Annotated in this window: 29 protein-coding genes and 1 tRNA gene; 15 read left to right on the forward strand and 15 right to left on the reverse strand. The window is 68.5% G+C overall.

The features are described 5' to 3' along the window. Nucleotides 1–193 precede the first annotated feature (193 nt). The 3 genes from JRZ79_RS17380 to JRZ79_RS17390 are packed head-to-tail and all read left to right on the forward strand — an operon-like array spanning nt 194 to nt 2,372. Nucleotides 194–1,516: an adenylosuccinate synthase gene (locus JRZ79_RS17380; protein WP_205252665.1), complete on the forward strand. Its 1,323-nt coding sequence runs from the start codon at nt 194–196 to the stop codon at nt 1,514–1,516. Nucleotides 1,517–1,566: 50 nt separating this feature from the next. After that, the gene (locus tag JRZ79_RS17385) at nt 1,567–1,770 is read left to right on the forward strand and encodes a methytransferase partner Trm112 (RefSeq protein ID WP_010902783.1); all 204 of its coding nucleotides are present in this window, start codon (nt 1,567–1,569) and stop codon (nt 1,768–1,770) included. A 41-nt stretch (nt 1,771–1,811) separates the two neighbouring features. After that, complete coding sequence (locus JRZ79_RS17390; protein ID WP_205252666.1) at nt 1,812–2,372, forward strand: hypothetical protein; 561 nt, start codon at nt 1,812–1,814, stop codon at nt 2,370–2,372. 6 nt (nt 2,373–2,378) lie between these two features. On the opposite strand, the gene JRZ79_RS17395 is transcribed toward JRZ79_RS17390, so the two are convergent. Both JRZ79_RS17395 and JRZ79_RS17400 read right to left on the reverse strand, forming a co-directional pair. After that, nucleotides 2,379–3,488, reverse strand: coding sequence for a DR2241 family protein (locus JRZ79_RS17395; RefSeq protein WP_205252667.1), 1,110 nt, complete (start codon nt 3,486–3,488; stop codon nt 2,379–2,381). Next, nucleotides 3,488–4,366, reverse strand: a complete 879-nt coding sequence (locus JRZ79_RS17400) for a CbiX/SirB N-terminal domain-containing protein (protein ID WP_205252668.1) — start codon at nt 4,364–4,366, stop codon at nt 3,488–3,490. The genes JRZ79_RS17395 and JRZ79_RS17400 overlap by 1 nt, the downstream gene beginning before the upstream one ends. Before the next feature lie 111 nt (nt 4,367–4,477). Here JRZ79_RS17400 and JRZ79_RS17405 point away from each other — a divergent pair, with 111 nt between their 5' ends. Beyond that, nucleotides 4,478–5,641 (forward strand): outer membrane lipoprotein carrier protein LolA, encoded by a 1,164-nt coding sequence (locus tag JRZ79_RS17405; protein WP_231546355.1) that lies wholly within the window; start codon nt 4,478–4,480, stop codon nt 5,639–5,641. A gap of 7 nt (nt 5,642–5,648) precedes the next feature. Here the strand turns inward: JRZ79_RS17405 and JRZ79_RS17410 are convergent, their stop codons facing one another. Together JRZ79_RS17410 and JRZ79_RS17415 are read right to left on the reverse strand one after the other, a co-directional pair. Continuing rightward, nucleotides 5,649–5,948, reverse strand: a complete 300-nt coding sequence (locus tag JRZ79_RS17410; protein WP_012289278.1) for a hypothetical protein — start codon at nt 5,946–5,948, stop codon at nt 5,649–5,651. Continuing rightward, nucleotides 5,945–6,289, reverse strand: a complete 345-nt coding sequence (locus tag JRZ79_RS17415; RefSeq protein ID WP_049892503.1) for a winged helix-turn-helix domain-containing protein — start codon at nt 6,287–6,289, stop codon at nt 5,945–5,947. Before JRZ79_RS17415 ends, JRZ79_RS17410 begins: the two co-directional genes overlap by 4 nt. 166 nt (nt 6,290–6,455) lie before the next feature. On the opposite strand from JRZ79_RS17415, the gene cysS reads away from it, so the two are divergent. The 3 genes from cysS to JRZ79_RS17430 are packed head-to-tail and all read left to right on the forward strand — an operon-like array spanning nt 6,456 to nt 9,379. Beyond that, nucleotides 6,456–7,940 carry a cysteine--tRNA ligase gene (gene cysS, locus JRZ79_RS17420; RefSeq protein WP_205252670.1) on the forward strand — a complete coding sequence of 495 codons (1,485 nt, stop codon included), beginning with the start codon at nt 6,456–6,458 and terminating at the stop codon, nt 7,938–7,940. A 58-nt stretch (nt 7,941–7,998) separates the two neighbouring features. Continuing rightward, nucleotides 7,999–8,835, forward strand: coding sequence for a YqcI/YcgG family protein (locus JRZ79_RS17425; RefSeq protein WP_136361393.1), 837 nt, complete (start codon nt 7,999–8,001; stop codon nt 8,833–8,835). Further along, nucleotides 8,828–9,379 (forward strand): cysteine hydrolase family protein, encoded by a 552-nt coding sequence (locus tag JRZ79_RS17430; RefSeq protein WP_205252671.1) that lies wholly within the window; start codon nt 8,828–8,830, stop codon nt 9,377–9,379. The genes JRZ79_RS17425 and JRZ79_RS17430 overlap by 8 nt, the downstream gene beginning before the upstream one ends. A gap of 9 nt (nt 9,380–9,388) precedes the next feature. Here JRZ79_RS17430 and JRZ79_RS17435 read toward each other — a convergent pair whose 3' ends face one another. The 6 genes from JRZ79_RS17435 to JRZ79_RS17460 form a co-directional block, all read right to left on the reverse strand. Continuing rightward, nucleotides 9,389–10,633, reverse strand: coding sequence for a tripartite tricarboxylate transporter permease (locus tag JRZ79_RS17435; RefSeq protein ID WP_205252672.1), 1,245 nt, complete (start codon nt 10,631–10,633; stop codon nt 9,389–9,391). A gap of 120 nt (nt 10,634–10,753) precedes the next feature. Beyond that, nucleotides 10,754–11,098: a 50S ribosomal protein P1 gene (gene rpl12p, locus JRZ79_RS17440; protein ID WP_010902793.1), complete on the reverse strand. Its 345-nt coding sequence runs from the start codon at nt 11,096–11,098 to the stop codon at nt 10,754–10,756. A gap of 5 nt (nt 11,099–11,103) precedes the next feature. Then, on the reverse strand, nt 11,104–12,162 hold the full coding sequence (locus tag JRZ79_RS17445) for a 50S ribosomal protein L10 (protein ID WP_010902794.1): 1,059 nt from the start codon (nt 12,160–12,162) through the stop codon (nt 11,104–11,106). Between the two features lies 1 nt (nt 12,163). Then, complete coding sequence (locus tag JRZ79_RS17450) at nt 12,164–12,802, reverse strand: 50S ribosomal protein L1 (protein ID WP_010902795.1); 639 nt, start codon at nt 12,800–12,802, stop codon at nt 12,164–12,166. Nucleotides 12,803–13,002: 200 nt separating this feature from the next. Further along, on the reverse strand, nt 13,003–13,494 hold the full coding sequence (locus JRZ79_RS17455) for a 50S ribosomal protein L11 (protein ID WP_010902796.1): 492 nt from the start codon (nt 13,492–13,494) through the stop codon (nt 13,003–13,005). An 81-nt stretch (nt 13,495–13,575) separates the two neighbouring features. Next, nucleotides 13,576–13,782: a hypothetical protein gene (locus tag JRZ79_RS17460; RefSeq protein ID WP_136361397.1), complete on the reverse strand. Its 207-nt coding sequence runs from the start codon at nt 13,780–13,782 to the stop codon at nt 13,576–13,578. A gap of 100 nt (nt 13,783–13,882) precedes the next feature. Here JRZ79_RS17460 and JRZ79_RS17465 point away from each other — a divergent pair, with 100 nt between their 5' ends. The 4 genes from JRZ79_RS17465 to JRZ79_RS17480 all read left to right on the forward strand — a co-directional run bounded on the left by JRZ79_RS17465 (nt 13,883) and on the right by JRZ79_RS17480 (nt 16,734). Continuing rightward, the gene (locus tag JRZ79_RS17465) at nt 13,883–14,995 is read left to right on the forward strand and encodes a GTP-binding protein (protein ID WP_010902798.1); all 1,113 of its coding nucleotides are present in this window, start codon (nt 13,883–13,885) and stop codon (nt 14,993–14,995) included. A 3-nt stretch (nt 14,996–14,998) separates the two neighbouring features. Then, a complete protein-coding gene (locus JRZ79_RS17470) occupies nt 14,999–15,409 on the forward strand; it encodes a TIGR04206 family protein (protein ID WP_205252673.1) in 411 nt (136 codons plus the stop codon). 49 nt (nt 15,410–15,458) lie between these two features. After that, the gene (locus JRZ79_RS17475) at nt 15,459–16,244 is read left to right on the forward strand and encodes a VOC family protein (RefSeq protein WP_010902800.1); all 786 of its coding nucleotides are present in this window, start codon (nt 15,459–15,461) and stop codon (nt 16,242–16,244) included. A gap of 115 nt (nt 16,245–16,359) precedes the next feature. Continuing rightward, on the forward strand, nt 16,360–16,734 hold the full coding sequence (locus tag JRZ79_RS17480) for a TrmO family methyltransferase (protein WP_010902801.1): 375 nt from the start codon (nt 16,360–16,362) through the stop codon (nt 16,732–16,734). Nucleotide 16,735: 1 nt separating this feature from the next. Here JRZ79_RS17480 and dph5 read toward each other — a convergent pair whose 3' ends face one another. Further along, nucleotides 16,736–17,518, reverse strand: coding sequence for a diphthine synthase (dph5, locus tag JRZ79_RS17485; protein WP_205251769.1), 783 nt, complete (start codon nt 17,516–17,518; stop codon nt 16,736–16,738). Between the two features lie 87 nt (nt 17,519–17,605). Between dph5 and JRZ79_RS17490 the strand changes: the two genes are divergently transcribed. The 3 genes from JRZ79_RS17490 to JRZ79_RS17500 all read left to right on the forward strand — a co-directional run bounded on the left by JRZ79_RS17490 (nt 17,606) and on the right by JRZ79_RS17500 (nt 19,075). Further along, nucleotides 17,606–18,589 (forward strand): class I SAM-dependent methyltransferase family protein, encoded by a 984-nt coding sequence (locus JRZ79_RS17490; RefSeq protein ID WP_136361399.1) that lies wholly within the window; start codon nt 17,606–17,608, stop codon nt 18,587–18,589. 77 nt (nt 18,590–18,666) lie between these two features. Next, a tRNA-Thr gene (locus JRZ79_RS17495) sits at nt 18,667–18,738 on the forward strand. Nucleotides 18,739–18,850: 112 nt separating this feature from the next. Further along, complete coding sequence (locus JRZ79_RS17500) at nt 18,851–19,075, forward strand: hypothetical protein (RefSeq protein ID WP_229373421.1); 225 nt, start codon at nt 18,851–18,853, stop codon at nt 19,073–19,075. A gap of 52 nt (nt 19,076–19,127) precedes the next feature. On the opposite strand, the gene JRZ79_RS17505 is transcribed toward JRZ79_RS17500, so the two are convergent. Then, nucleotides 19,128–19,604 (reverse strand): SRPBCC family protein, encoded by a 477-nt coding sequence (locus tag JRZ79_RS17505; protein WP_136361401.1) that lies wholly within the window; start codon nt 19,602–19,604, stop codon nt 19,128–19,130. A 118-nt stretch (nt 19,605–19,722) separates the two neighbouring features. On the opposite strand from JRZ79_RS17505, the gene JRZ79_RS17510 reads away from it, so the two are divergent. Then, nucleotides 19,723–20,871 (forward strand): aminotransferase class I/II-fold pyridoxal phosphate-dependent enzyme, encoded by a 1,149-nt coding sequence (locus tag JRZ79_RS17510; protein WP_231546356.1) that lies wholly within the window; start codon nt 19,723–19,725, stop codon nt 20,869–20,871. Here the strand turns inward: JRZ79_RS17510 and lrpA1 are convergent. The 3 genes from lrpA1 to JRZ79_RS17525 form a co-directional block, all read right to left on the reverse strand. Further along, nucleotides 20,864–21,292 (reverse strand): HTH-type transcriptional regulator LrpA1, encoded by a 429-nt coding sequence (lrpA1, locus tag JRZ79_RS17515; RefSeq protein ID WP_010902807.1) that lies wholly within the window; start codon nt 21,290–21,292, stop codon nt 20,864–20,866. The two genes, JRZ79_RS17510 and lrpA1, sit on opposite strands and share 8 nt — an antisense overlap. Nucleotides 21,293–21,428: 136 nt before the next feature. Beyond that, the gene (locus tag JRZ79_RS17520; RefSeq protein WP_010902808.1) at nt 21,429–22,367 is read right to left on the reverse strand and encodes a thiamine pyrophosphate-dependent enzyme; all 939 of its coding nucleotides are present in this window, start codon (nt 22,365–22,367) and stop codon (nt 21,429–21,431) included. Nucleotides 22,368–22,369: 2 nt separating this feature from the next. Then, on the reverse strand, nt 22,370–24,256 hold the full coding sequence (locus JRZ79_RS17525) for a 2-oxoacid:acceptor oxidoreductase subunit alpha (protein WP_012289282.1): 1,887 nt from the start codon (nt 24,254–24,256) through the stop codon (nt 22,370–22,372). Between the last annotated feature and the right edge of the window lie 49 nt (nt 24,257–24,305).

Below are 24,305 nucleotides of genomic sequence, written 5' to 3' on the forward strand. Positions count from 1 at the left end.
TAGTCATGGCGGGGTTTTAAATGTTGTCACGGCAGGAGAACCGACAGCGACACACAGTACTACGACGGTGGTAACAATTAACGGTTCTGCTACGTGATCTGACACGACGTATCCCACACGAATATTCACGAACGTGTCCAAGCGAGTCCGTGAGACCGTAACTGGTATCACGACCGTGGCGAAAGGCGTGAGCATGACCGTCACCATCGTCGGCGCCCAGCTTGGGGACGAAGGCAAAGGGGGGGTCGTCGACCTCTTCGGAGACGCCACAAACGTCGTCGTTCGCTACCAGGGCGGCGACAACGCCGGCCACACGGTTGTCGCCGGCGGCGAAGAGTACAAGCTCTCGCTGGTTCCGTCCGGGGTCGTGCGCGGGAAGACCGGCGTCCTCGGGAACGGCTGCGTGATCAACCCCGAAACGCTGTTCGAGGAGGTCGACGCGCTCCGGGAGCGCGGCCTCGACCCCGACGTTCGGTTGGCCAAGCGCGCACACGTCATCCTACCGTTCCACCGCGAGCTCGACGGCGCAGAGGAGGCCGCGAAAGCCGACTCCGACAGCGAGATCGGCACCACCGGCCGCGGCATCGGCCCGACCTACGAGGACAAGATCGGTCGCCGCGGCGTCCGCGTCGGCGACCTCCTCAACGAGGACGCGCTCCGTGACCGCCTCGAATACCTCGTCGACGCCAAGCGCGCCATCTACGAGGACGTCTACGGGTTCGACGCCAGCGAGACCGACGGCGCGTTCGACATCGACGCGATCCACGAGCAGTGTCTGGCGTACGCCGACCGCATCCGCGACGAAGACCTCGCCGTGAACGCCGGCGACTACCTCGCCGACCGCATCGCCGACGGCGACAACGTGATGCTGGAGGGCGCACAGGGCACCAGCCTCGACATCGACCACGGCAACTTCCCGTACGTCACGTCCTCGAACCCGACGGCGGGCTACGCCGCCACGGGGTCGGGTCTCGGCCCGACCACCGTCGGCCAGGGTGAGATCGTCGGCATCATCAAAGCCTACCTCTCCCGCGTCGGCAGCGGCCCGATGCCCACCGAGCTGGACGGCGACCGGGCCGAATACATCCGCGAAGAGGGCGGCGAATACGGCACCGTCACGGGCCGCCCGCGCCGCGTCGGCTGGCTGGACATGCCGATGCTCCGCCACGCCGCCCGCGCCAATGGCTTCACCGGCATCGCCATCAACCACCTCGACGTGCTCGCCGAGCTCGACGAGGTGAACGTCGGGCACGCCTACGAGCGTGACGGCGAGCGCATCCACACGCTCCCAGCGACCACGGAAGCATGGCGCGACTGCGACCCCGTGATGAAGTCCTTCGACGGCTGGTCGGCGTTCGATCCGGCGGTCGTCGCCGACGCCGGCTACAGCGCGCTGCCCGACAACGCCCAGGCGTACGTCGAGTACGTCGAAGCCGAACTCGACACGCCAGCGTACGTGCTCGGCGTCGGTCCCGGCCGCGAGGAGTCCATCGTCCGGCAGAACCCCTTCGAATAACCACGCCTGGAACCCGCACGCTTTTGCCGACCGCGCGCCAGCATGCACGTATGAAAGAGGATCTGCTGGACATCGTCTGCTGTCCGCTTGACAAACACGACCTGACGCTTGACGCGGACGCCACGGAGGACGGTGAAGTGATGGCGGGGACGCTGACGTGCACGGACTGCGGCGAGACGTATCCGATCGAGGACGGCATCCCGAACCTGCTCCCGCCGGACATGCGCGACGACGCCGAGTCGGCGTCGGCCTGACCCGGGGAATCTTTTTCAGCCCGCAGGGCGGACGCTGGCACGTGCCGGACACGCTGTCGGTCCACCTGAACCGCGAGCGGCCACGCGATCTCGCTCCGGAAGCCACGACCCTGGAGACCGACCGGTCGTTCGTCCTCTCGTTCGTCAACCACGGCCAACCCCTCCACGTGCACGTACAGCCCGACGAGCGGCTCGCGGACATCGCCACCGTCAGCGAGACCCAGGTGTACGTCGCGGCGAACGAGACCCGCACCGTCGACGTGGTGGCCCCCCGGGACGCCGGGCCCGCCGACGGCACGCTCCGACTGGTCACCGGACACGGGGCCGAGTCGGAGCACGTGACCGTGTCGATCACCCAGGAGCGCAAAGACGGCGGGCCGGACGTGGCCGTCGACGACACGCTCACGGAAAAACAGTCCCGCCCCGAGCCCGACACGGGTGTGTCGCTCCGCCACGCCGTGATCCCGGTGGCAGTCGTCGTGGCGGTCGTCGCGGCCGCCGGCGCGATCGCGGTGGCGGTGCCGGACGCCGGCGCTGTCGTGGTGGGCGTTGCGGGCGTGCTCGCAGGCTGTGGCGTCGGTGCCTACGAGCTGCTGCGCTGACCCCGGCTAGTGGTGATCGCCGTCGTCATCGTCATCGTCGTCGTCGTCGTGGTCTTCGGGGTACGTCGGCGTGCCCGAGAGCCCGTGGTCGTCCATGCGCTTGGCGCGCAGGAACCGCGTGCGGTAGCGGTTCGCGCCCTCGTACACGTCGGCTTCGCGGATGTCGTCGGTGCGGTCGTCGGCGACCGCGCCGATGATGTCCTCGATCTGTTCTTTCTCCGCGGGCGTGAGTTCGAACGTGTACTCCCGGGTGTCCTCGCGTTCGAGCGTGGTGAACTTGCGGGCGGCCGCGACGAACAGCGAGCAGGGCTCTCGACACGGGAACGCCCCGTCGCCGCGGGGCACGTCCAGGGCGTCGTCCTCGTCGCGGTCCCACTCGCGGCGCTTGAGACACTGGGAGTCGACACAGCAGGCTTCGGCCGCCCATTCGAGGGCGTCCTCGTCGAGGTCGGAGACGATCCCGTAGATGCCGGTCTGGCGGTCGGCAACGTCGGCCCAGTGATCGACGTCGAGGCTGCCCTCGCGCTCGCGGTGCCAGTTCGCGACCGTCGCCGGATAGACGTAGTCGATGGTGTCGACCAGCGCGCCGCCGTCGAGGTCGGTGAACGCCCAGCCGTGGGGAAGCGACGGCGCAGTCGAAAGCGGGCGATAGCCGTCGTCGTCGTCGTGCTTGACGAGTTCGCGCGCGTCACGTGGATCCGTGTACGTCGCAAGCGTGTCGGTGTCCGCGTCGACGTCGTCAGCGTGCCGAACGTCGTAGCGCCGGCTGCCCGCCGCGTCGCCGTGGGTGACGGTGACCGCGAGCTCCCCCCAGTGGCGGGTGTGTCCCGAATCCAGGGCGTCGTAGCGCTCCGGGACGGGTCGGTCGTCGCCGCCCTCCAGCCACCGGAGAAACGCCCGCCGCGGGGTGTCGTGGCCGCCGATGTCGTGCTCCCAGTAGTACCAGTTGGTCACGTACGGGGAGTCGGCGTGCTCTCGGAGATCGGCCGCAGTCAGGACGGCGTCCGTGTCCGGCGTCCGGAACTGGTAGCCGTCGTCGCCCGCGGCGACGGTGAGTCCGTCGAAGTCGATCCCGTCGGCATCGGCAGCGTCTACGAGTGCGTCTGCGACCGACATCAGTCCCCCGCAGCCGCGTTCGCGCCCCGGGTCTGTTCGCGGACGGCGTCGACGGCGTCACCGACCGGGGCACCGGCGTCCGCGGCGCGCTCCAGGACCACGTCGGCGGCCAACGGTTCGGTGCCGACCGCCCCCGAGTACCAGATGTCGTGGCCATCGACCGCCGTGGGGATGTCGTAGCCGGTGCGGTAGTCGTCGGTCAGCCCCATGTCCTCGGGGATGTCCTCCTGGGTGTGGAACCCGTCGGAGACGAACAACGGCACGACCACGATGTCGTCGGTGTCGAAGAAGTCGGTGACATCGTCGACCTCCGGGTCCTCGTCCATGAACACCGCCTGGACCTCGCCGAACACGCCCATCTCCCGGATCTGGTCGGCGTGATAGTAGATGGCTTTCGCGGAGTTCTCGTTTCGCTCGGTGCCGTGTCCGACGACCGCGAGGCCGAAGTCGTCGCCGAACTCCTCGCGGCCGGTGACGGAGCTGGCTCGCTGGACGATGACCTCGCTCATCGAGTCGTGCGTTCCGACCGGCCCACAGTAGTGGATCGTCTTCTCGACGTCGTCGGCTTCGAGCGTGACGTGGTCGGCGTCGGTGCCGTCGGAGTCCCAGTCGTCGGGATCGAAGGCGTCGAGTCGCAGCTCGCGCGGAATGACTTGTTCGGTGAAATACCCCTCGGAGATGAACAGCGGGACCACGTACACCTCGTCGGACTCCAGTGTCCGTAACACGTTCCGGAAGGACGGCTCCTCCTTCCAGAAGGCCTCCCGGACTTCGTCGAACGCGCCCGACTCGCGAATGGTGTCGGCGTGCGTGTACGCGGGCTCCGAGGAGCCCGGGTTGAGGTGTGATCCGTGTCCGACGATGACCAACGCTTGCATGCTCGTTCGTATGGCCGACACAGCCTTAGTGGCTTCGGGAACGGTGCGTTTGGCCCCAAAAACGGGGGTCTTTCGCCTATTTTAAATCACATGACACAGATATGTGATGCAATGGTGTCCGTTCGGCTCTGCCTGATCCTCGCCCTCGTCGTGCTCGGTGGGTGCGTGTTCGTCCTCACGGACGACCACACCGGAGCACCGCCGAGCACCGCCGTCGCGGCCGGACTCAACGACATCGAATCGGTGTCGGCCACGGAGGTGTCCGGCATCAGGTTCGGGAACACGAGCAGCCACACGACGACCACCCTCCGGATCTCGCTGGCGGGGGACTCGTTGCGACGGTTCAGCCGGGTGCGCGAGCCGAACGCCACGGCCGGCGACGTGACACTAGTGACCGGGCACGGCACGATGGCCTACGACGCCAGCAGGAACCGCGTCACACGCGCGCCGCACAACGACGCGGCGGTATCAGTCGTCGATCAGGCGGGCTTCTACGAGCGCGTCGTCGCGGCAGCCCACGACGGATCGACGGTCACGGTGCCATCCCAGGGCGTGTCGCCGCTGCCCGCGATCCCCGCAGCCGACGCGGACGCCACGGACAACACGACCGACGTGCCCGGCTACGCGGTCTCGTATCTGGGCGCGCGAACCGTCGCTGGCCGGAACGCCCACGGGTTCCGGTTGACACCCGCGACTGACGCAGCAGCGGACATGACACAGACGCTGTGGCTCGACGCCCGGTACTACTACCCGCTGCGGACGGTCACGACCGTGACCAGCAACGCGACCACGTACCACCTGCGGTCGCACCTGGAGAACGTCACGTTCAACGCCGATCTGTCCGCGGAGCCGTTCAGCTGGACGCCGCCGGCCGGCGCGACGACGGAGATCGTCGACACTACGACCCGCCGCTTCGACGCACTGGCGGCGCTGCGTGACGCGAGCAGGCTGTCGGTCCCCGACCCCGAGTTGCCCGCCGCGTACAGCTTCGACTCCGGGCGGACGTCGGGCGCTGCCCACCGCCAGGTGACCGCCGAGTACAGCGCGCCCGGCGCACACCGGGCCACGATGACGAAGTTCACCGCCCCGCCGGGCGGTCCGGCACTCGACGCCGGCGCACAGGTCACGGTGGCCGGGCAGCCCGCCAGCTACCTGGTGACGGGGCACACCAGGCGGGTGTCGTGGGCCTGCGGCGGCGTACAGTATCGGCTCTCCTCGGGCGCCCTCAATCGGAGCCAGTTGCTTGCCAGCGCCGCCGCGGTCGCCTGCCGATAGCGACCAGCTACGATGGCCGGCGGTACAGCGAGTACGCGATACACACCAACCCCGCGAACTGGAGGAGTCGCACGGTCAGCGTGAGTGGCTGCTGCAGGCCGCCGTTGATGACGTCGAGCCGGAGCAGCCCCGTGCCGACGAACGCCGCCGTGTTCGTCACGGCGGTCAGGAGGATGAGGCCGACGGAGAGATACTGCATTGACGTGCTCTGGTGGCGCCTGAACCCCCGGTAGGCTTGGTAGCCAATGAACAACCCCACGAGCGTCGACACCATCGAGACGATGACGATTGCTGGAAACCAGATCATAATCCCTCCCACATGCGTGTGAATCGGTCGGCGACGTCTTCGGTCTCGCACTCGACTTCGGTGGTGAACTCGCCGTCGTCCAGCTCAAGCGTGAACTGCGTGAGCGTGGCGCGGTAGACGCTGTGGTGGTTGCCGTCCGACCGGACGTTGATCGACTCCTCAAGCAGTCCGAGTTCGGTGAGGTCGTCGATCCGGCGATACACCGTCGCGGTCGATGCGTCACACGTCTCGCTGAGCTGGGTCGCAGACATTGGGTCCCTACTTGCAGCGGCGAGGATGGCTCTCGCGTGCTCGTCGTCGAGCATCGAGAGCACCGCCGTGGGATCAGTCTCCTCGCTCACACCGCTGTTTCGCACGCAGGGTATTTAAACGCAGCTTGCCAGTCGCAGGCCCTGCAATAAACCGACCGGCGGTACGGCGCTGACCGCGACGGGATCGCGTCCCGATGCCGCCCGCGCGAGCGACGATTCCGACGCCTTGAAGCGCTGGCCGCCGTACGTTCTGGGGATGACGCAGTACGTGTCGAACACCCGCTCCGGCGAGCAGGAGGCGTTCGAGCCAGACGACCCCGAGAACGTGCTCGTGTACACGTGTGGGTTGACGGTTTCGGACGACGCCCACCTCGGGCACGCGCGGCTGTGGGTGCAGTCGGACGTGATGACGCGGTGGCTCTCGCATGCCGGGTACGGCGTGCGGCACGTGCAGAACGTCACGGACGTCAACGAGAAGATCGTCGCGCGCGTCGGTGCTGACGGGCTCGGTGACACCGAGGCCGCAGTGGCCGCCCATTACACGCAGTCGGTGATCGACGACATGCGCGCGCTGAACCTCGCGCGGGCGGACGTCTACCCACGGGTCTCCGAGCACGTCCCCGAGATCATCGACCTCATCGGGGACCTCGTCGATGCGGGCTACGCCTACGAGGCCGGCAACTCGGTCTACTTCGACGTGCGCCGCTTCGAGGAGTACGGCGCGCTCTCCGGCCAGCAGGTCGACGAACTCGACCCACAGGGACCGGACGCCGAGCAGGCCGAGAAGCGCCACCCGGCGGATTTCGCGCTCTGGAAGGCCGGCGGCGTCAGTCCCGACGACGCCAACACCCACCGAGACGACGAACTGCCCCCGTTGGACGGCGAGCGCGGCCAGACGTGGGCGTCGCCGTGGGGCGAGGGGCGGCCCGGCTGGCATATCGAGTGCTCGGCGATGGCGATGACCCACCTGGACGACCACATCGACATCCACGTCGGCGGGCAGGATCTGGTGTTCCCCCACCACGAAAACGAGATCGCGCAAAGTGAGGCCGCGTCCGGCGAGCGGTTCGCCGACCACTGGCTGCACGTGCGCCTCCTGGAGACCGACGGCGAGAAGATGTCCTCCAGCCTGGGGAACTTCTTCACCGTGTCGAACGCGGTGGCCGAACGCGGCCCGAACGTGGTCCGGATGCTGCTGGTGTCGACGTCGTACACCCAGCGCCAGACGTACTCCGAGGCCACCGTCAGCGAGGCCACCCAGCGCTGGGAGCGCCTCCAGCGCGCCCACGAGCGCGCGGCCGACGCCATCGACAGCGTGGCCGCCCACGCCAAGCCCGCCGACGACGCGCTCCGGACGGCGGTCGCCGACGCGCGCGCGGACTTCGCGGCCGCGATGCGCGCGGACTTCAACACGCGGGCAGCGGTGTCCGCGCTGCTCGAACTGGCGTCGGCGGTGAACCGCCACGTGGACGGCACCGACACGTACGACTACCAGGGGCTCCACGACGCCGTCGACGCGTTCGAAACGCTTGGCGGGGACGTGCTCGGCCTCCAGTTCGACGACGGCGCGGGCGAAGACGCGGTGTCGCTGGCCGACGACGTGATCGACCTCGTGTTGGACGTGCGCGAACAGGAGCGCACGGCGGGCAACTACGAGCGCGCCGACGACCTCCGGGACCGCCTCGAAGCCCTCGGCGTGTCCGTCGAGGACACCGACGACGGCGCGACGGTTCGGCGCTGACGGATCCACCACGCCACCGATCACAACACCTAATCGGACAGCATCCCCACCTGGAGACATGAACGAGCCGGAACTCCAGGCGGTCGTCGATCAGCAGACGCTTGCCGACCGTGTCGCCGCCGGCGACTACCCCGACTGGGTGCGCAGCCACTGGGAGACGTTCTCGGAGAGCGTGACCGGGGACCGCGACGGCACGCCGTTCCCGTGTCACTTCGGGGCCGAATCGGTCGCCAACGGCGAGCCGCTGTACACGGTCGTGCCGTCGCTGACGGATCCCGACGCACTGCTCGGGTTCCGGGACGCGCTGCTCGAGTATCTCGGCGAGTACGGCAGTCGGGACGCCCGCGTCTCGTTCGTGACGTTCTGGAAGCCCCCCGAAGACGAGTTCAGCGAAGCCGACTACCACGAGGCGTTGTGGCACATCCTGAGCGTGCTGCACGTCCACGATCCCGAGCCGTGGCCCGCCGACGTGCCGACCGACACCGACAGCCCCGAGTGGGAGTTCTGCTTCGGGGGGGAGCCGCTGTTCCCGACGTGCCGGGCGCCGTTCTACGCCGCCCACGACCGCTACTCGCGGTACTGTCCGGTCGGCCTCGAAATCACGTTCCAGCCGGCCGGGCTGTTCGAGGGGATCACCGCCGACACCGACGCCGGCCAGCGCGCCCGCGCCGCCATCCAGAACCGCATCGAGGAGTACGACGGTCAGTGCCCGCACGCCGACCTCGGGGATCTCGGCGTCGACGGCGACCGCGAGTGGGTGCAGTACCTGTTCCGCGAGGACGACGCCCAGGCCCCCACGGAGTGCCCCGCGACGTTCACGCGCGAGCACCCGAAAGCGACCGCTGGCATCGACCCGGTTGTGGGCAGCCAGCCGCCGGCGTCCGGGGATGACTGAGCGGCGCGCCGCGCTCGTGCTCGTGGACTTCCAGCAGGGGTTCGCCGATCCGGCGTGGGGCGACCGCAACAACCCCGACGCGGAGGCACACGCAGAGGAGCTGCTGGCGGCGTGGCGCGACGCCGCCGCCCCGATCGCGCACGTGCGCCACAACTCGACGGAGGCGACGTCGCCGCTCCGGCAGGGCGAGCCAGGGTTCGCGTACACCGACGGGCTTGCGCCCGCGGCCGACGAGCCCGAGTTCGTGAAGTCCGTCAACGGCGCGTTCGTCGACACCGCCCTCGAAGGATGGCTGCGCGACCGCGACATCGGCTCGCTGGTGGTGTGTGGCCTGACCACTGACCACTGCGTCTCGACCACCGTTCGGATGGCCGACAACCGCGGGTTCGACGTGACGCTCGTGCGGGACGCGACGGCGACCCACGACCGCACCCTGGACGGCGAGCGACTGCCCCCCAGCGTAGTGCACCGGACCGCGCTCGCCCACCTCCGCGACGAGTTCGCCACGCTGGCGACGACCGCCACCGTCCTCGCGGGCGCATAGGCGATCCGCCTACGCCGTTCCGAGCGCGATCGGCACCAACAGCACGCCCATCAGGTGGACGCGCCGCGCGCCGAACACGGGTGGGATCGCCCCCACGGCGGTCGCCGCGCCGAGCAACCCCACGCCCGTTCCGCCGCCGAACAGCCACGCCACCACCACCAACAACAGGCAGACGCCGGCCGTCAGTCGGCGGTGGTCGACGGCACGGACTGCCCGGAAGTACCGATCCCCGACGGCCGGAACCATCGCCGCTGTGACGACGGCCGCGAGCACGATGCTCGCCACCAACACCGGGAGCGTCCGTGGGAGGCGTGCGCGCTCGAAGGCCACGAGCACCCCAGTGTGGGGGTCACCGATCGCGAACAGCGCGAACAACGCGAACACGGTGTTGGCCGTGTTCACCCCCGAGAGCGCCGCGACGAACGCACGGTCACCGCTGTCGTCGCCCGTCAGATCCAGCGCGAACACTGCGGCGATGGCGCCCGACACCCCTGGCACGTAGGCGACCGCCGCGCCCGCGAGGCTGCCCGCCACGCCCGGACGCACCACCTCGCGTGGCGGCACCGCGATCCGCGCGTCGGCCTGCTCGGGGATCCCATCCCCCCGGAACGCCGCCAACAGTACGGGCGCACCGAACAACCCCGCGAACAGCGGCGACAACACGTCACCGGTCGGTACGACAGCGTCGGGCTGCATCGGCAGCGCGACGCTGCCCAGTGTGCCGCTGGCAGCCACCGCGAGCACCGCGCCGAACCGCGCGCGTCGGGACCGCTCGCGTGCGACGAGCACCACGACGAGCACGGCGAGCACGACCGGGAGGTGAGCGTACACCACTGGTGCCGCCCGAACCGCCAGCCACGTCGCCGGCACCCCGAATGCGACGGCGACCACGACGGCGGTCGCGCTCCCGAGGGCAGACACCCGCAGCGCCTCCCGGCCGCGACCGCCAAGCACCAGCCGATGGCCGGGCAGCGCGCTCACCGCCAGCGCCGCGTCCGGCACCCCGAGCGCGAGCATCGGGACCACGTCCAGGATGGAATGCGTGACACCCGCCGCCAGTAGCGCCGCACCGACGAGGTGTGGCGGTCCCGGGGCCAGCGGCGCGGCCGCAGCCAGCAGCAACGCCAGCGTGTTCACGTGCACGCCGGGCACCAGCCCCGAACACGTCCCCAGCGCCACGCCGGCCGCGACCGCAGCGAGCACTGCAAGCGCGCCCATCGGCGTCACCAACACGCGCACACCAGCGACATCCATCACGCCCAGCTGCCCGCGCTCCCCGTCTTCAATCTACGCGTGCGCAGCGCCGTGGCTTCCCGAGTGGCACGCGGCTAAAAAACGATGTGATCGTGGCTGTCGGCGCGCGACGCGACCGGGTTACCCGAAGAGGTCGCCCAGGCCTTCGCCGCTGGGCTCCTCGTCGTCGTCGTCGCCAGCGTCCTCGGCCTCGGCGGCCTCGTCAGCGTCGGCTTCCTCGTCGTCGTCGCCGTCGTCGGCGGCTGCCTCGTCGTCGCTGCCGGACGCGGCGGGCGCGGCGGCAGGCGCGGCGGCGGCCTCTTCGACGGCTTCCTCGATGTCGACGTCCTCCAGCGCGGCCACGAGGGCCTTCGCGCGGGATTCCTCGACGTCGACGCCGGCGGCCTCCAGGACGCCGGTGATGTTGTCTTCGGTCAGCTCTTCGTCAGCCTCGTTCAGGATGAGTGCTGCGTAGACGTATTCCATTGTTATTATCCGAACATCTCCCCGAGGCCCTCGGCGCCAGCGTTCCCGTCGTCGTCGTCGTCATCGTCGTCGGAATCGTCGGCGTCGTCAGCCTCGGACGCTTGTGTTTCGTCGCTCTGTTCGTCCGCAGTGGTGTCCGCTTCGCCGCCGGCAGGCGCCGCAGGCGCGTCGACGTCCTGCAGTTCCTCCGGGAGGGCGTCCTCGTCGTCGATCTGCGCGGCGAGCGCCCGCACCTGGGCGTCGGCCTTGCTCACGAGATCGTCCGCGAGGTCCGGACTCTCGACGCTGGCCTGCAGGCCGAGGCTCTTCGCCTCGCCGCGGCCCTTCGCGATGAGGTCCGGTGCGGTCCGCTCGGTCGGGTACGCCGCGTTGACCGAGAGGTTGCGCGCCGACGCCGCCGCGGACTGGATGTCCGCGCGGTACTCGTCGACGTCGATCTCCAGCTCCTCGGGCGTGAACAGCACGCCCTCGGAGAACACGCCGCGCAGGTCCAGGCCGACCTCCTTGGGCTCGATGCCGAGCTCCGAGAGGACGTTGGAGACGTCGTCGGAGACCGTCTCACCTTCCTCGGTGACGACGGAGTCATCGAGCACCTGAATGGAGCCCTCCTGGATGCGCGCGTTCGCGCCGATGGTCTGCAGTTCGCCGACGAACGGCCCCGGGTCGATGCCCGTGTCGCCTTCCGGCACGACGATGTCGTTGGGCGCGACCTCGCCGGCGTTGATCGGGGCCGGCGTCTTCGAGTTCTCAAGCTGCTGGTAGAGCCCGAAGGGGTTGTCGTTGGTCGCGACCAGGCCGACTTCGCCCTCGACGTACTCGGTGAGCGTGTCGAGGCCGTCCCCGGCTTCTTCGAGCGCGCGAACCAACAGGGTGTTCCGGCTCATGCGCAGCGCCGCCTGCCCGTGCAGGCCGCGGCGCATGTCCTGGAGCTGCTTGCTCGGGATGCCCGTGACGTTCACCACGCCGACGCTGTCGTACGTCTCCAGGAGGTCGACGAGTTCGGCGACCTCTTGTCGCTTCCACTCGGGAACCTCCTCGGTGGTGCGTTGTTCTTCGGCGGACATCCTAGGCAACCTCCACGGCAGGCCCCATCGTTGTCTTCACGTAGACGGAGTCCACGTTCAGCGGGCCTTTTTCGAGGTTCGCGTGCAGCCGACGCATGATGACGTCGATGTTGCTGGCGATGTCCTCGGCGGACATGTCCTCCGCGCCGACGCGCGTGTGGAACGTGCGGCGGTCGCGGCTGCGGATCTGCACGGTGTTTTTCATGCGGTTGACTGTGTCGACGACGTCGTCGTCGGGCTGGAGCGGGGTCGGCATTTTCCCGCGCGGACCAAGCACTTGACCGAGCGCACCCGCGATGTCCTGCATCATGGGTGCTTCCGCCACGAAGAAGTCCGTCTCGTCTGCGAGATCCTTCGCGGCGTCGGTGTCGTCTGCGAGGTCGCTGAGGTCGTCCTCGTCGAGGACGTCGTCAGCGACGTCGTCCGCGCGAACCGCGGTTTCGCCGTCTGCGAAAACCACGATCTGCGTCTCCTGTCCGGTGCCCGACGGCAGCACGACGCCCTCGTCGACTCGTTGCGACGGGTCGTTGAGGTCGAGGTCGCGCAGGTTGACTGCGAGGTCTACCGTCTCACGGAAGTTCCGCTGTGGGGCATCCTCAAGTGCGCGAGCTACGGCCTCTTCTATATCGTTGTCTGCCATCTTTCACCTCCGTAGTGGGTGACCCTCTGAAGGTCGGATCTCCTACGGGTCAGTGAAACAGGCGAAGCCTGTCTCGGTTCTACAGACGGTGATCCCGGGCTTAAAAGCGTCGAAGCGAACCAAGCGTGGGAGCGCGACCCGCGGACACACGCCGCTATCGAGTACGCGAACCGAACGGCGCAGAAACTCCTCGGGCGGCGTTACGCGGCCGCGAGTTCGTCGCCGAGCACGTCGTCGTAGTCGCCGTCGTCGACACGCTCGTTGAACGTGCGGGCGTCCTCGCCTTCGATGGTGACGCCGAGGGACGCACACGTCCCCGCGACCTCTTTGGCGGCGTTCCGCGCGTCGTACGCCAGGAGGTCGGGTTTCTTCTGCTCGGCGATGGTCTTGAGCTGTTCGATGGAGAGGTCCGCGACGAAGTTCTCCTGGGGCTCTCCGGAGCCCGTGTCGAAGCCAGCTTCGTCTTTCACCAGCGCGGCCGTCGGCGGAACACCGACTTCGATGGAGAACGAGCCGTCGTCCTCGTATTCGATGGTGACCGGGACCTCCGTCCCGTCGAACGCTTCGGTCTGGTCGTTGATCTCCTGGACGACCGCCTGTACGTCGACCGGCGTGGGACCGAGCTCGGGACCGAGGGGCGGGCCAGGGTCGGCCTGCCCACCGGCAACGAGCACTTCGATCGTCTCAGCCATACTCCGAGAAACCGCCGCCGCGGGTTTAACCCTTGTCTTTCGAGCGGGGCGGGGCCCGGTCGCCGCCGCGGATCGAATCGCTCACGGCATGTGGACGCCGTGGCGCGTGAGGAACTCGGTGACCTCCTTGATCACGACCGGACTCCCGATGATGCGGACGATCTCCGCGTCGGTCGGCCGGAACACTGAGACCATGAACTCGGCTTCGAGGTCCGCCTCGATGTCCTCCAGCGTCCCCACTGGGAGCACGATCTGCGTGCTGTCGCGGTACGCAGCAGGGTCACCCATCACTATGCGATGGCTTCACCCGGCGTATTAACGTGTCGAAACGACCCCACCGGACTGCGGAGGAAAGCGCTTTTCGGCGCTTGCTGTCTACGGGCACGTGATGGGGCTTGAGGAGGACATCGAATCGCTCGAAGAAGAAATCGCGAACACGCCGTACAACAAGTCGACAGAAGCCCACATCGGCCGCTTGAAGGCGAAGCTCGCGGAGCAAAAGGAGAAGCTCGAAGCCCAGCAGTCCGGCAGCGGCGGTGGCGGCGGGTACGCAGTCGAACAGCACGGCGACGCGACCGTGGCCCTGGTTGGATTCCCCAGCGTGGGGAAGTCGTCGCTGATCAACGCGATGACCAACGCCGACAGCGAGGTCGGTGCCTACGAGTTCACCACCCTCAACGTGAACCCGGGGATGTTGGAGTACCGCGGCGCGAACATCCAACTCCTGGACGTGCCGGGGCTCATCGAGGGTGCGGCGGGGGGACGCGGCGGCGGGAAAGAGATCCTCTCGGTGATCCGTGGGGCGGATCTGGTGATCTTCGTGCTGTCGGCGTTCGAGATCGAGCAGTACGACCGTCTCGCCGAGGAGCTGTACAACGTCAACATCCGGGTCGACGCCGAGCCACCGTCGGTGACCGTGCGCCGGAAAGGAAAGGACGGCATCGACGTGAACACGTCCGGGGAGCTGGAGTTGGACAGCGACACGGTCAAGGGAATCCTGCGCGAGCGCGGGTTCATCAACGCCAACGTGACGATCCGTGGCAACCCGTCTGTCGACCGGCTGATCGACGGGGTGATGGACAACCGCGTCTACATGCCGTCGCTGGTCACCGTCAACAAGGTCGACCTCATCGAGCCGTCGTACGCGGGGACAATGAAGGACGCCCTCCGCGATCACGGCGTCAGCCCCGACGACGCGATCTTCATTTCGGCCGCCGAGGAGAAGGGATTGGACGTGCTAAAAGAGCGGATGTGGCGGGCGCTCGGGCTCATCCGGATCTACATGGACAAGCCGGGGCGGGGCGTCGACCGCGAGGAGCCGCTCATCATCCGGCGCGGCGAGACCGTGGACGACGCCGTGCAGAAGCTGGGCGGCACCCTCGACGAGCGGTTCCGGTTCGCGCGGGTCACCGGGCCGTCGGCCCAACACGACGACCAGCAGGTGGGCCGCGATCACGTCCTCGAAGACGAGGACGTCCTGCGCGTGGTTGCGCGGCGCTAGCCGATGCCGACGGCGCGCCGCCGGGTGGTGGCGGTGGCGCTGGCCGCGGGAGTGGTGCCGTGGGTCGTCGTCGACTGGTCGAACGGCGTCTATCCGCTGTTTTCCGTGGGGTTCGTGTATCCGGAATCGATGACGGTCGTCGGGCTGCCGACGTACCTGCGGTCGGTCGGAACGGTGCCGCCGGCGCTCCGGGCGTGGCCGACCGCGGTCGCGCTGTGGGGTGGCGGCGTCGCCGCGGCCGCGCTGGACGTGGACTGGCGTGTGACCGCCGGCGTGCTCGCGTTCGCCGGTGGCAGCGTCGTGTCGCTTGCAGCGGCGATCACGGCACAGCCGTCGTTGACCGGGGTTCCGGTGGGCGCGGGCGCGCTCTGGCTGGCCGCGGGCTACGTGGCGGTGGTCGGCCGCGGCCGGTGACCGTGCCGGGTTCGACGCGTTTTTTGTCGCGCCACGCCTGCCCACTGACATGACCGCGTTCACGCTCGATCACGTGATGATGCGTGTCGGTGACCTCGATGCGTCCCTGGACTGGTACGGCGACCACATGGGCTACGTCGAGCACGCACGCTGGGAGGCCGACACGTTCACCAACGTCTACATCGGCCCCGAAGACCCCGCCGACGACGCGGCGCTGCTGGAGTTGACGTACAACCACGACACGGCCGACTACGACAACGGCGACGCGTTCGGACACATCGCGGTGCGCGTCGACGACGTCAGCGACGCCTACGAGGAGCTGCTGGCTGGTGGCGTCGCGGACTACCGCGATCCCGAGTCCTGCGGTGGCAGCTACGCGTTCGTGAAAGACCCCGACGGCCACGAGATCGAACTCGTGGCGGGCGACGCCGGTCAGCGCTGGAGCATCGACCACACGATGGTGCGGGTCGCCGACGCCACCCAGCACCTCGGGTTCTGGACGCGCGTCTTCGGGTACGAGCACACGGGCCGCTGGGAGGCCGACAGCTTCGCGAACTACTTCATGAAGCCGCCGGCGGCCAGCGACGCCGCGATGGCGGTGGAGCTGACGTACAACTACGACGACCGCACGTACACGTTCGGCGACGGGTGGGGGCACCTCGCGGTGCGCGCCGACTCCCTCCAGGACGACTGGGCGACGCTGCTGGAGCGGGAGACGGCTGACTACCGGGATCCGGCGTCCTGCGACATGAACTACGCGTTCACGAAGACGCCCGACGGCCACGAGATCGAAGTGTTGAACCCCGAGTCGTCGCCGATGGATCGGTCGGCGTAGCGGGGCGGCGCGGCGACCCCGGGTATTTTTGTTGGCTGGCTGCTCCACGCACAAATATGGGCGCACCGCGGACTGTGAGCCGCCGGCTGAGGACACGCCGCCAGGGGTGGGTGTGATGTACGCGACACCCATCGGGTACGCCGACACCCGCTTCGAGACAGCCGCGGACGCCCCGCGACAGGGCGTTGAGACGCCGTACGCGGCGAACGTACAGGTGTACGAGTCGTTTCGCGGGGGGCTTGTGGGTTTGGAACCCGACGACCGGGTGGTGGTTGTGTGGTGGGCCGACGACGCCGACCGGGACGTGTTGGCGGTCCGGGACGGCGACCGGGGCGTGTTCACCACGCGGTCGCCGGCCCGCCCCAACCCGGTGTGTATCACGCCGTGTGAGTTGCTGGCCGTCGACGCCGCGGACGGAACACTCGCAATCCGGGGGGTGGATATGGCGCACGGCTCGCCGGTCCTGGATCTGAAGCCGGCGCTGGACTGACCTACAGCGCGTCCGCCGGCGCGCCCGCGAGCTCGCGGAGCGCGTCGCGCTCGACGTGGTGCAGCGACCCCGGAACGACGAGCAGATGCAGGGGGCTGCCGAAGTCCGCGTCCGCGAGCGCACCCAGGCGGTCGGCCCGCACCGTCGCGTCCGGCGCCCCGGCGCGCGCGACCACGACCCCGAGGGCGTCCGCGTCCCAGTTGGTCGCGAGCAGGTCGGCCGCCTGGCTGGCGGTCATGTAGGCGTCCCCGTCGACGCGGGGGTGATCGACCTTGATGTCGAGGTAGACCAGCGTGTGCAGGCCGCGCTCGCGGTTGGCCTCGATGGTGTCGGTGACCGATCCGGGAACGCCGTCGGCCCCGTGCGCCCACGGGAACGGCAGCGTCGTGGCCTTGCCGAAGCGGTAGTTCTGGAGGCCGGTGAGGCCTGCCGCGGCGGACGCGGCGGTCGGCGCGTGGATCACCCGCGTGTCGATGCCGCGGTCCGCGGCGCGCATCCGGAGGTCGACGTGTGTCGTCGAGATCATCGTGTCGCCGGCCGTGAGGAACACGGCGTCGCCGTCGGCGGCGGCGTCCAGGATCGGCTCGGGGTGTTGTTCGACGCCCGCGCGGTCCCGGCGCTCGATGGTGGTGTCGTGGTGGGCTTCGAGGGCGGCGACATCGGTGCCGATCAGCCGGCTGGTGTAGAACTCGGCGAACACGCGGTCGGCCGCCGCGATGGCGTCGCGGCCGGCGACGGTGACCGACGCCTCGTCGTAGAGGCCGAGCCCGACGAACGTGAGCATGCCCCGAGTTGGGCGGGCGGCGTCGTATGGGTTTCGAGTCGCCGCGAGAACGACACCCGTAAGCATCGCGCTTGCCGACGTGGCACCATGGCAGTGCCCTGCGTTCGCGTGCCCGTCGACGACGGTGAAGCAACCCGACAGCGGCTCGCCGACGCCGACCTGATCGACGACACGCACGCCATCGCGGCCGCGGATGGCGCGCTGCACATCCCCGTCACGGACGCCGCCGCCGTGCCGGACGCGCTGTCGGTGGTGTCGTTCGACGCGCCGCCCCGGCGGACGCAGACGACGCCCGCGGACATCCTGGGGTTCGACCCGTCGTACGCGCGCCTCGGCGACATCGTCATCGTCGACGAGGACGACAGCGACCGCGCGCACGCCATCGCGGACGCGGTCGTGGAGTCCGACATCCCCGTCGAGGCGGTGTTGAACCGCGCCTCGAAGATCAAAGGCGAGCAGCGCGTCCGGGAGTGGGACGTGATCGCGGGGGACTCCACGGAGACGGTCCACCGCGAGTACGGCCACGCCTTCGCACTGGACGTGGCGGCGGTGTACTTCTCGCCGCGGCTGGCGACCGAACGCCACCGCGTCGTCGAGCAGGTCACCGCCGGCGAGCACGTCTTCGACATGTTCGCCGGCGTCGGCCCGTACGCGGTGCCGATGGCGTCGGCGGGCGCGAGGGTGGTTGCGACGGACGTCAACGAGACCGCCATCGACTACCTTCAAGCGAACGCCGCGCGCAACGGCGTCGACGACCGCGTCACGGGGGTTGCCGGCGACGTGCGCGAGGTCGCCGGCGAGTACACCGGCTGGGCGGACCGCATCGTGATGAACCTGCCACACACTGCCGACGAGTTCCTCGAGACGGCGGTGGCGCTGGCCGGCGACGAGTGCACGCTGCATTTCTACGACATCCAACACGAGGACGGCCGGTTCGACGCCGGGGAGGCCGCGATCCGCGCGGCGGCCCAGCCGGCGTACGACGTGACTGTGGCGACCCGCCACACGGTGCGGTCGTACGCCCCCCACGAGTTCAACGTGGTGCTTGACGTGTCGCTGTCGCGGCGGTGATTCGCAAGCCTTATTTCTCGGATGCGGCTACCAACGAGTGCGACGAGTGGTCGTCACGCGACGGTGTGTCGCGGCGCGCCGGTGTAGCTCAGCGGTAGAGCGATTCCTTCGTAAGGAATAGGCCGAGGGTTCAAATCCCTCCACCGGCTTCAAGAAGTCCGCGGTCGGATCCTTCTGCACCACCGAAACGACAGCGATGCGTCGGGGCTGGGCTGTGCCGGCTCCGAGACCGTTATGCCGCCCGAACGCGAACCGGTGGGTATGCCAACGGGGGAGATACTGGTGTCGTGTTCGTGTGGGTTCGAAGCGGCGTTCGATCGGCTCCGGGACGCCCGGGGAGTGCTCGCAGCCCACGAGGACGCCGGCCACGACGCCGAGTGGGAGATCCAACGGCTCGCAAGCGGGGTCGAGGAGGCCGGTGCGGACGCCGGCGTGTGTGGTGATCCCACGCCGCCGGCGTCACCGCTGTACCGCAGTGACCTGTGACCGTGTCGGCGTACGGAGCGGTGCGAGGGGGCTGGCGGCGACTGCGCGCCGACTACGCCTCGCCGAAGGCGGCGCGGGTTTGGCGGTGCCGGAAGCGAAACATGCCCCAGAGCACGGGGGGTGCACCGACAGCGCCCAGGCCGCCAAGCGGCGGCTCGTATGCGACGCGATCCCGGAGCACCGTCTGGTCGCCGTCGGCGTAAAACGAGTGGGTGTGCTCCCACTCGGGAAACGGACCGTTCTCCATGGTGTCGACGAAGTACGCGTGGTCGTCTTCGGTCGCGCGCTCGGTGATGACGGACGTCCAGGTCTGCCTGGGGCCGACGCCGAACGGCTCGACGGCCATGTTGATGCGCGTCCCCGCCACGAGTTCGTCGCCGTCGCGCTGTCCCTGTGGCCACACCACGTCCTCGACGGTGAGGTTCGCCCATTCGGGCGTCAGCGCCAGCAACCCGTCGACGGTGGAGTGAAACGCCCACACGGACTCCAGGGGCGCGTCCACTCGCAGATCGCGCTTGAACGTCTGCATACGTCCGCTACGCACCAGGCGCGCAAAACTTCAGGGGGTTCGGAACCCGCAAGTTGTGCCGTGATAGCACACGCGTCCCGCAGGAACGATTATGAGGGATGGCCGCGATCCTGTTGACATGCCTTCGGAGCGCGCGGCTGCGGTCACGCCGTTCGCCGCGATGGATGTCCTCGAACGCGCCGCCGACCGTGCGGACGTGATCCACATGGAAGTGGGCGAACCCGACTTCGCACCCCCAGCCGCGGCCACCGAGGCAGCAGTCGACGCGCTGCGCGCCGGCGACGACGACTACACGACCTCGCGCGGCAGGCGGTCGCTTCGGGACGCGATCAGCGGCTACTACGCCGCCGAATACGGCGTTTCGGTCCCGGCCGAGCGCATCGTCGTCACGCCAGGCTCCTCGCCGGCGCTTCTGACCGTGCTGTTGGCCACTGTCGACCCCGGCTCGGCGGTCGTTCTCAGTGACCCACATTACGCCTGCTACCCGAACTTCGTGCGGCTCGCCGACGGGGTCGTGCGCACCGTTGGTCTCGCGCCCGACGCCGGCTTCCAGCCCGCCGTCAGTGACTACGACGCGGCGGTCGGCGACGACACCGCCGCCATGCTCCTGAACTCCCCGGGTAACCCCACCGGAGCCGTGATCGACGGGGAGAGCCTGTCGGCGCTCGTGGCCCTCGCCGACCGCACCGACACCGCCGTCGTCTCCGACGAGATCTACCACGGGCTGGCGTTCGACGCCGCCGCGCACTCGGTGCTGGAGTACACCGACGACGCGTTCGTGATCGACGGCGTCTCCAAGCGCTACGGCATGACGGGGTGGCGGCTGGGCTGGGTGGTGTGTCCGCGCCGGTACGTCGATACGATCAACGCGATCGTCCAAAACACACTCATCTGCGCGCCGTCGTTCGTTCAGGCCGGCGCTGAGGCGGCCATCCGACACGGGACCGACTGGCTCGACGGCGTGCGGGCCGACTACCGCACGCGCCGCGACATCCTGTGTGCTGCCGCCGAGCGCTGGGGGTTCGACCCCGGATACACGCCGGCGGGCGCGTACTACATGCTGTTGGATGTGTCGCGGCTGGGCGCTGCGCCCGCTGTTGCCGACGCGCTCCTCGAAACCGCGGGCGTTGCGGTGACGCCCGGCCCGGATTTCGGTGCGAACGCAACCGAGTACGTGCGGGCGTCGTTTGCGGTGAGTACCGACGCTGTGCGCGAAGCCGTCGCTCGCATCGATGCTGTGCTCGCCAGCGCCACGACGCTCACTTGAGGCGTTCCTGGAGGAACGAGGGGTGGGCGGCCGTGACGCCGTCGATAGCCAAAACCTCGTCGCTGATCACGTCACCGAGCGCATCCCCGTCGGCGGCCCGTACCTCCGCCATCAGCATGTGATCGCCACTCGAAGAGTACAACGCCTGCACGGAGTCGAGTTCCTGGAGTGTGCGGGTCGCCTCCACGTACTGCTCGGAGGCCACGTCGATCCCGACCATCGCGATGCTTTGCCCGGACAGCTTCTTGGGGTCGACGTCGGCGGAGTAGCCGACGATGACGCCGTCCGATTCGAGTTGGTCGATGTATTTGCGGACGGTCGGCTTGGAGACGTCCGCACGCTCCGCGATGGCCGCATACGACGCTTGCGCGTCCTCTTCGAGCGCGGCGAGGATTCGCTCTTCTGTCGATTCAGTGCTCACGTCAGGATATTTGGTTCGTGTGAAAAAATATCTTCCGAATCGTCAACCGACAGCGGAACGCCACGGAACCACCGTTGGAGCGGCGCTGCCGCCAACACTGCGACACGTAGCCGACAATCAAAACGACCCGGTGTCGTTACTTGTGGCGGTCGATGACGTCGAACGAGCGCTCCCACTCGTAGTCGTCGTCGAAGTACCGCTTTGCAACCGGTTCCTCGGGCATGTCCCCGCGGGACTGCTTTTCAGCCTGATACGACGGCCGCTGCTCGTCCTGGTAGTACCGGCCGGTCAGCACGGTCCCGTCGTAGAGGGCTTCCTCGGTCTCGGTCATCAGCTCCTGTGCCTCCCGCCGGTCCGTGACGTCGAAGTCGTACTCGTCGGACTCCTGGACGTCCACGTACGGGACGTACTGCTTGGCGTCCTTGTTCCAGGTCGGACACTGCGTCAGGAAGTCCACGTGCGCGAAGCCGTCGTGCTGGATGGCTTCCACGAGGATGTCCTTTGCCTGGTTGGGGTTCACGGCCGCGGTCCGCGCCACGTACGACGCCCCCGAGGTCATGCTCAGCGAGAGCGGTCGGATCGGGGACTTCGCGGAGCCGTGGGGCTGGGTCTTGGACTTGTGGCCCTTCGGGCTCGTCGGCGATGTCTGGCCCTTCGTCAGGCCGAACACTTCGTTGTTGAACACGATGTACGTGATGTCGTGGTTCTCCCGGGCGGTGTGCATGAAGTGGTTGCCGCCGATCCCGTAGCCGTCGCCGTCACCGCCGGCGGCCACGACCTCCAGGTCGTGGTTGGCCAGCTTCGCGGCGCGGGCCACGGGCAGGGAGCGCCCGTGGATCGTGTGGAAGCCGTAGCTGTCGAAGTAGCTGTTGAGCTTCCCGGAACAGCCGATCCCGGTCGCAAGCAGTATCTCCTCGGGGTCCTTGCCGAGCTCCGCCATCGCCCCTTTCAGGGCCTTCAGGACACCGAAGTCACCACAGCCAGGACACCACGTCGGCTGCGGTTCGACGCCGGGCGTGAACGCGTCCCGGTCGACCTCGCGGTCCTCATCAATCGCGCTGAATGCCTTACTCATTATCAGTCACCTGCTGCGGGTTCGAGTGTGGTCTGGGCGGCCGGCTCCGCGCCGTCGCCGGCCTGTTCGATCTCAACGGCCTCGACGATCTCCGCGGGCTCGAACGGGTTGCCGTTGTATTTCAGGAGACTCGACAGCTTCCCGCCGATGTCTCCGACCTCCTTCTGGATGAGGCCACGGAACTGCTTGGTGGAGGACATCTCCACGACGATGGCTTCGTCGACGCTGTCGACGAACGCCCGCGTCTCCGCGACGGGGAACGGCGCGAGGTCGCTGATCCCCAACGCCTTCACGCTGTTGCCGTCGTCGTTCAGCCGGTGGACCGCTTCCTCGACGGTGCCCTCCTGGCTGCCCCACGCGATGAGGCCGATGTCGGCGTCCTCGTCGCCGTAGTGGGTCTGCTGGTCGCGCTCGTCGAGGTCGTCGCGGATCGCCGCCAGCTTCTGGAGGCGGCGCTCGACCTGCGCCACGCGGTTGTCGGTGTCCTCGCTGATGTGGCCGTTCGGCCAGTGCTCGTTGCCGGAGGCGAGATACCGACCGCCGGACTGCCCCGGGATCGTCCGGGGGCTGACGCCGTCCTCGACGTCGTGCTGGTAGCGGTGGTACTTCCCCGTCGGGTCGTGTGGCGCGTCGGGGATCTGGTCCTCGGAGAGCGTCGTCCCGAGGTCCGCCGCCGGCTCGCGGTCGAAGAACGACGCGTCGACGTTCCGGTACTCCCCGGAGAGCTTCTGATCGTACAGCAGGATCACGGGGATCTGGTAGTCGTACGCGATCTCGAACGCCGTGCGGGTCTGCTCGTAACACTCCTTGGGGTCTTTGGGGCCGAACGCAACGCGGTGGCTGTCCCCCTGGCTGGTGTACAGCACGTGCTCCAGGTCGGCCTGCTCGGGCTTCGTCGGCATGCCCGTGGACGGCCCGGCGCGCTGGGCTTCCAGCAACACCAGGGGCGTCTCGGTCATCTCCGCGAGGCCCAGGGGCTCGCTCATCAACGCGAACCCGCCGCCGGAGGAGCCGGACATCGCCTTCGCGCCGGCGTGGCTTGCACCCACCGCCATCGCCGCCGCCGCGATCTCGTCTTCGACCTGCTCGGAGACCCCGCCCATGTCGGGCAACAGCTGGGTCATGATCGTGAACGCGTCCGTCCACGGCGTCATCGGATACCCGGAGATGAACCGGCAGCCGGCGTCGATCGCGCCGTACGCGATCGCGTGACTCCCGGACATGAGCACTTGTGGCTCGTCGTGGCTCCCGGTCGGCACCGATAGGTCGTGGGTGTGCTCCATTTCCGACACCTGCTCGTAGGCGTCGCGGAGCACCGTGAGGTTCTGTTCGAGGATGTCGCCGCCCATGGCGTCGCTCATCAGGTCCTCGATGTGGTCGAGGTCCATGTCGATGAGCGCCGCGGTGGCGCCGACGCCCGCGGTGTTGCGCATGACCTCGCGGCCGTGTTCCTTGGCGAGCCCGCGCAGGTCAAGCGGGTAGAGATGCCAGTCGTTGGCGTCGGCCTGCTGTTCGAGGTCGCCGACGTCCTCGTCGTCGAGCAGCCCCTCGTCGTAGATGATGACGCCGCCCGCGCGCAGGTCGTCGAGGTTCTCAGTGAGCGGCTTCACTTCCTCGTCGCCGTAGACGGCCTCCTCGCTCGGGTTGCGGGCGAACGAGTCGCCGAGCGCGAGCAGGAAGTTGTAGCCGTCACCGCGGGAGGTTACGGTACCGTCCCGCGCCCGGATCTCCACGTACGTGTGGCCGCCGCGGATCCGCGACGGGTAGTGGCGGTGCGTGAAGACGTCGAGGCCCGAGCGCATCAGCGCTTTGGCGAAATTCTGGCTTGTCGAGTCGATCCCGTCTCCGGAACCCCCTGCGATTCGCCAGATGAGTTCGTCGTCAGTCATAATCTGGTCTGGCCCAGCCGTGGACCAATATGGCATCGTACGCGTGGTC

The sequence above is a fragment of the Halobacterium sp. BOL4-2 genome, from assembly GCF_016917835.2.
In the GTDB taxonomy this organism is placed as follows: Archaea; Halobacteriota; Halobacteria; order Halobacteriales; family Halobacteriaceae; genus Halobacterium; species Halobacterium salinarum.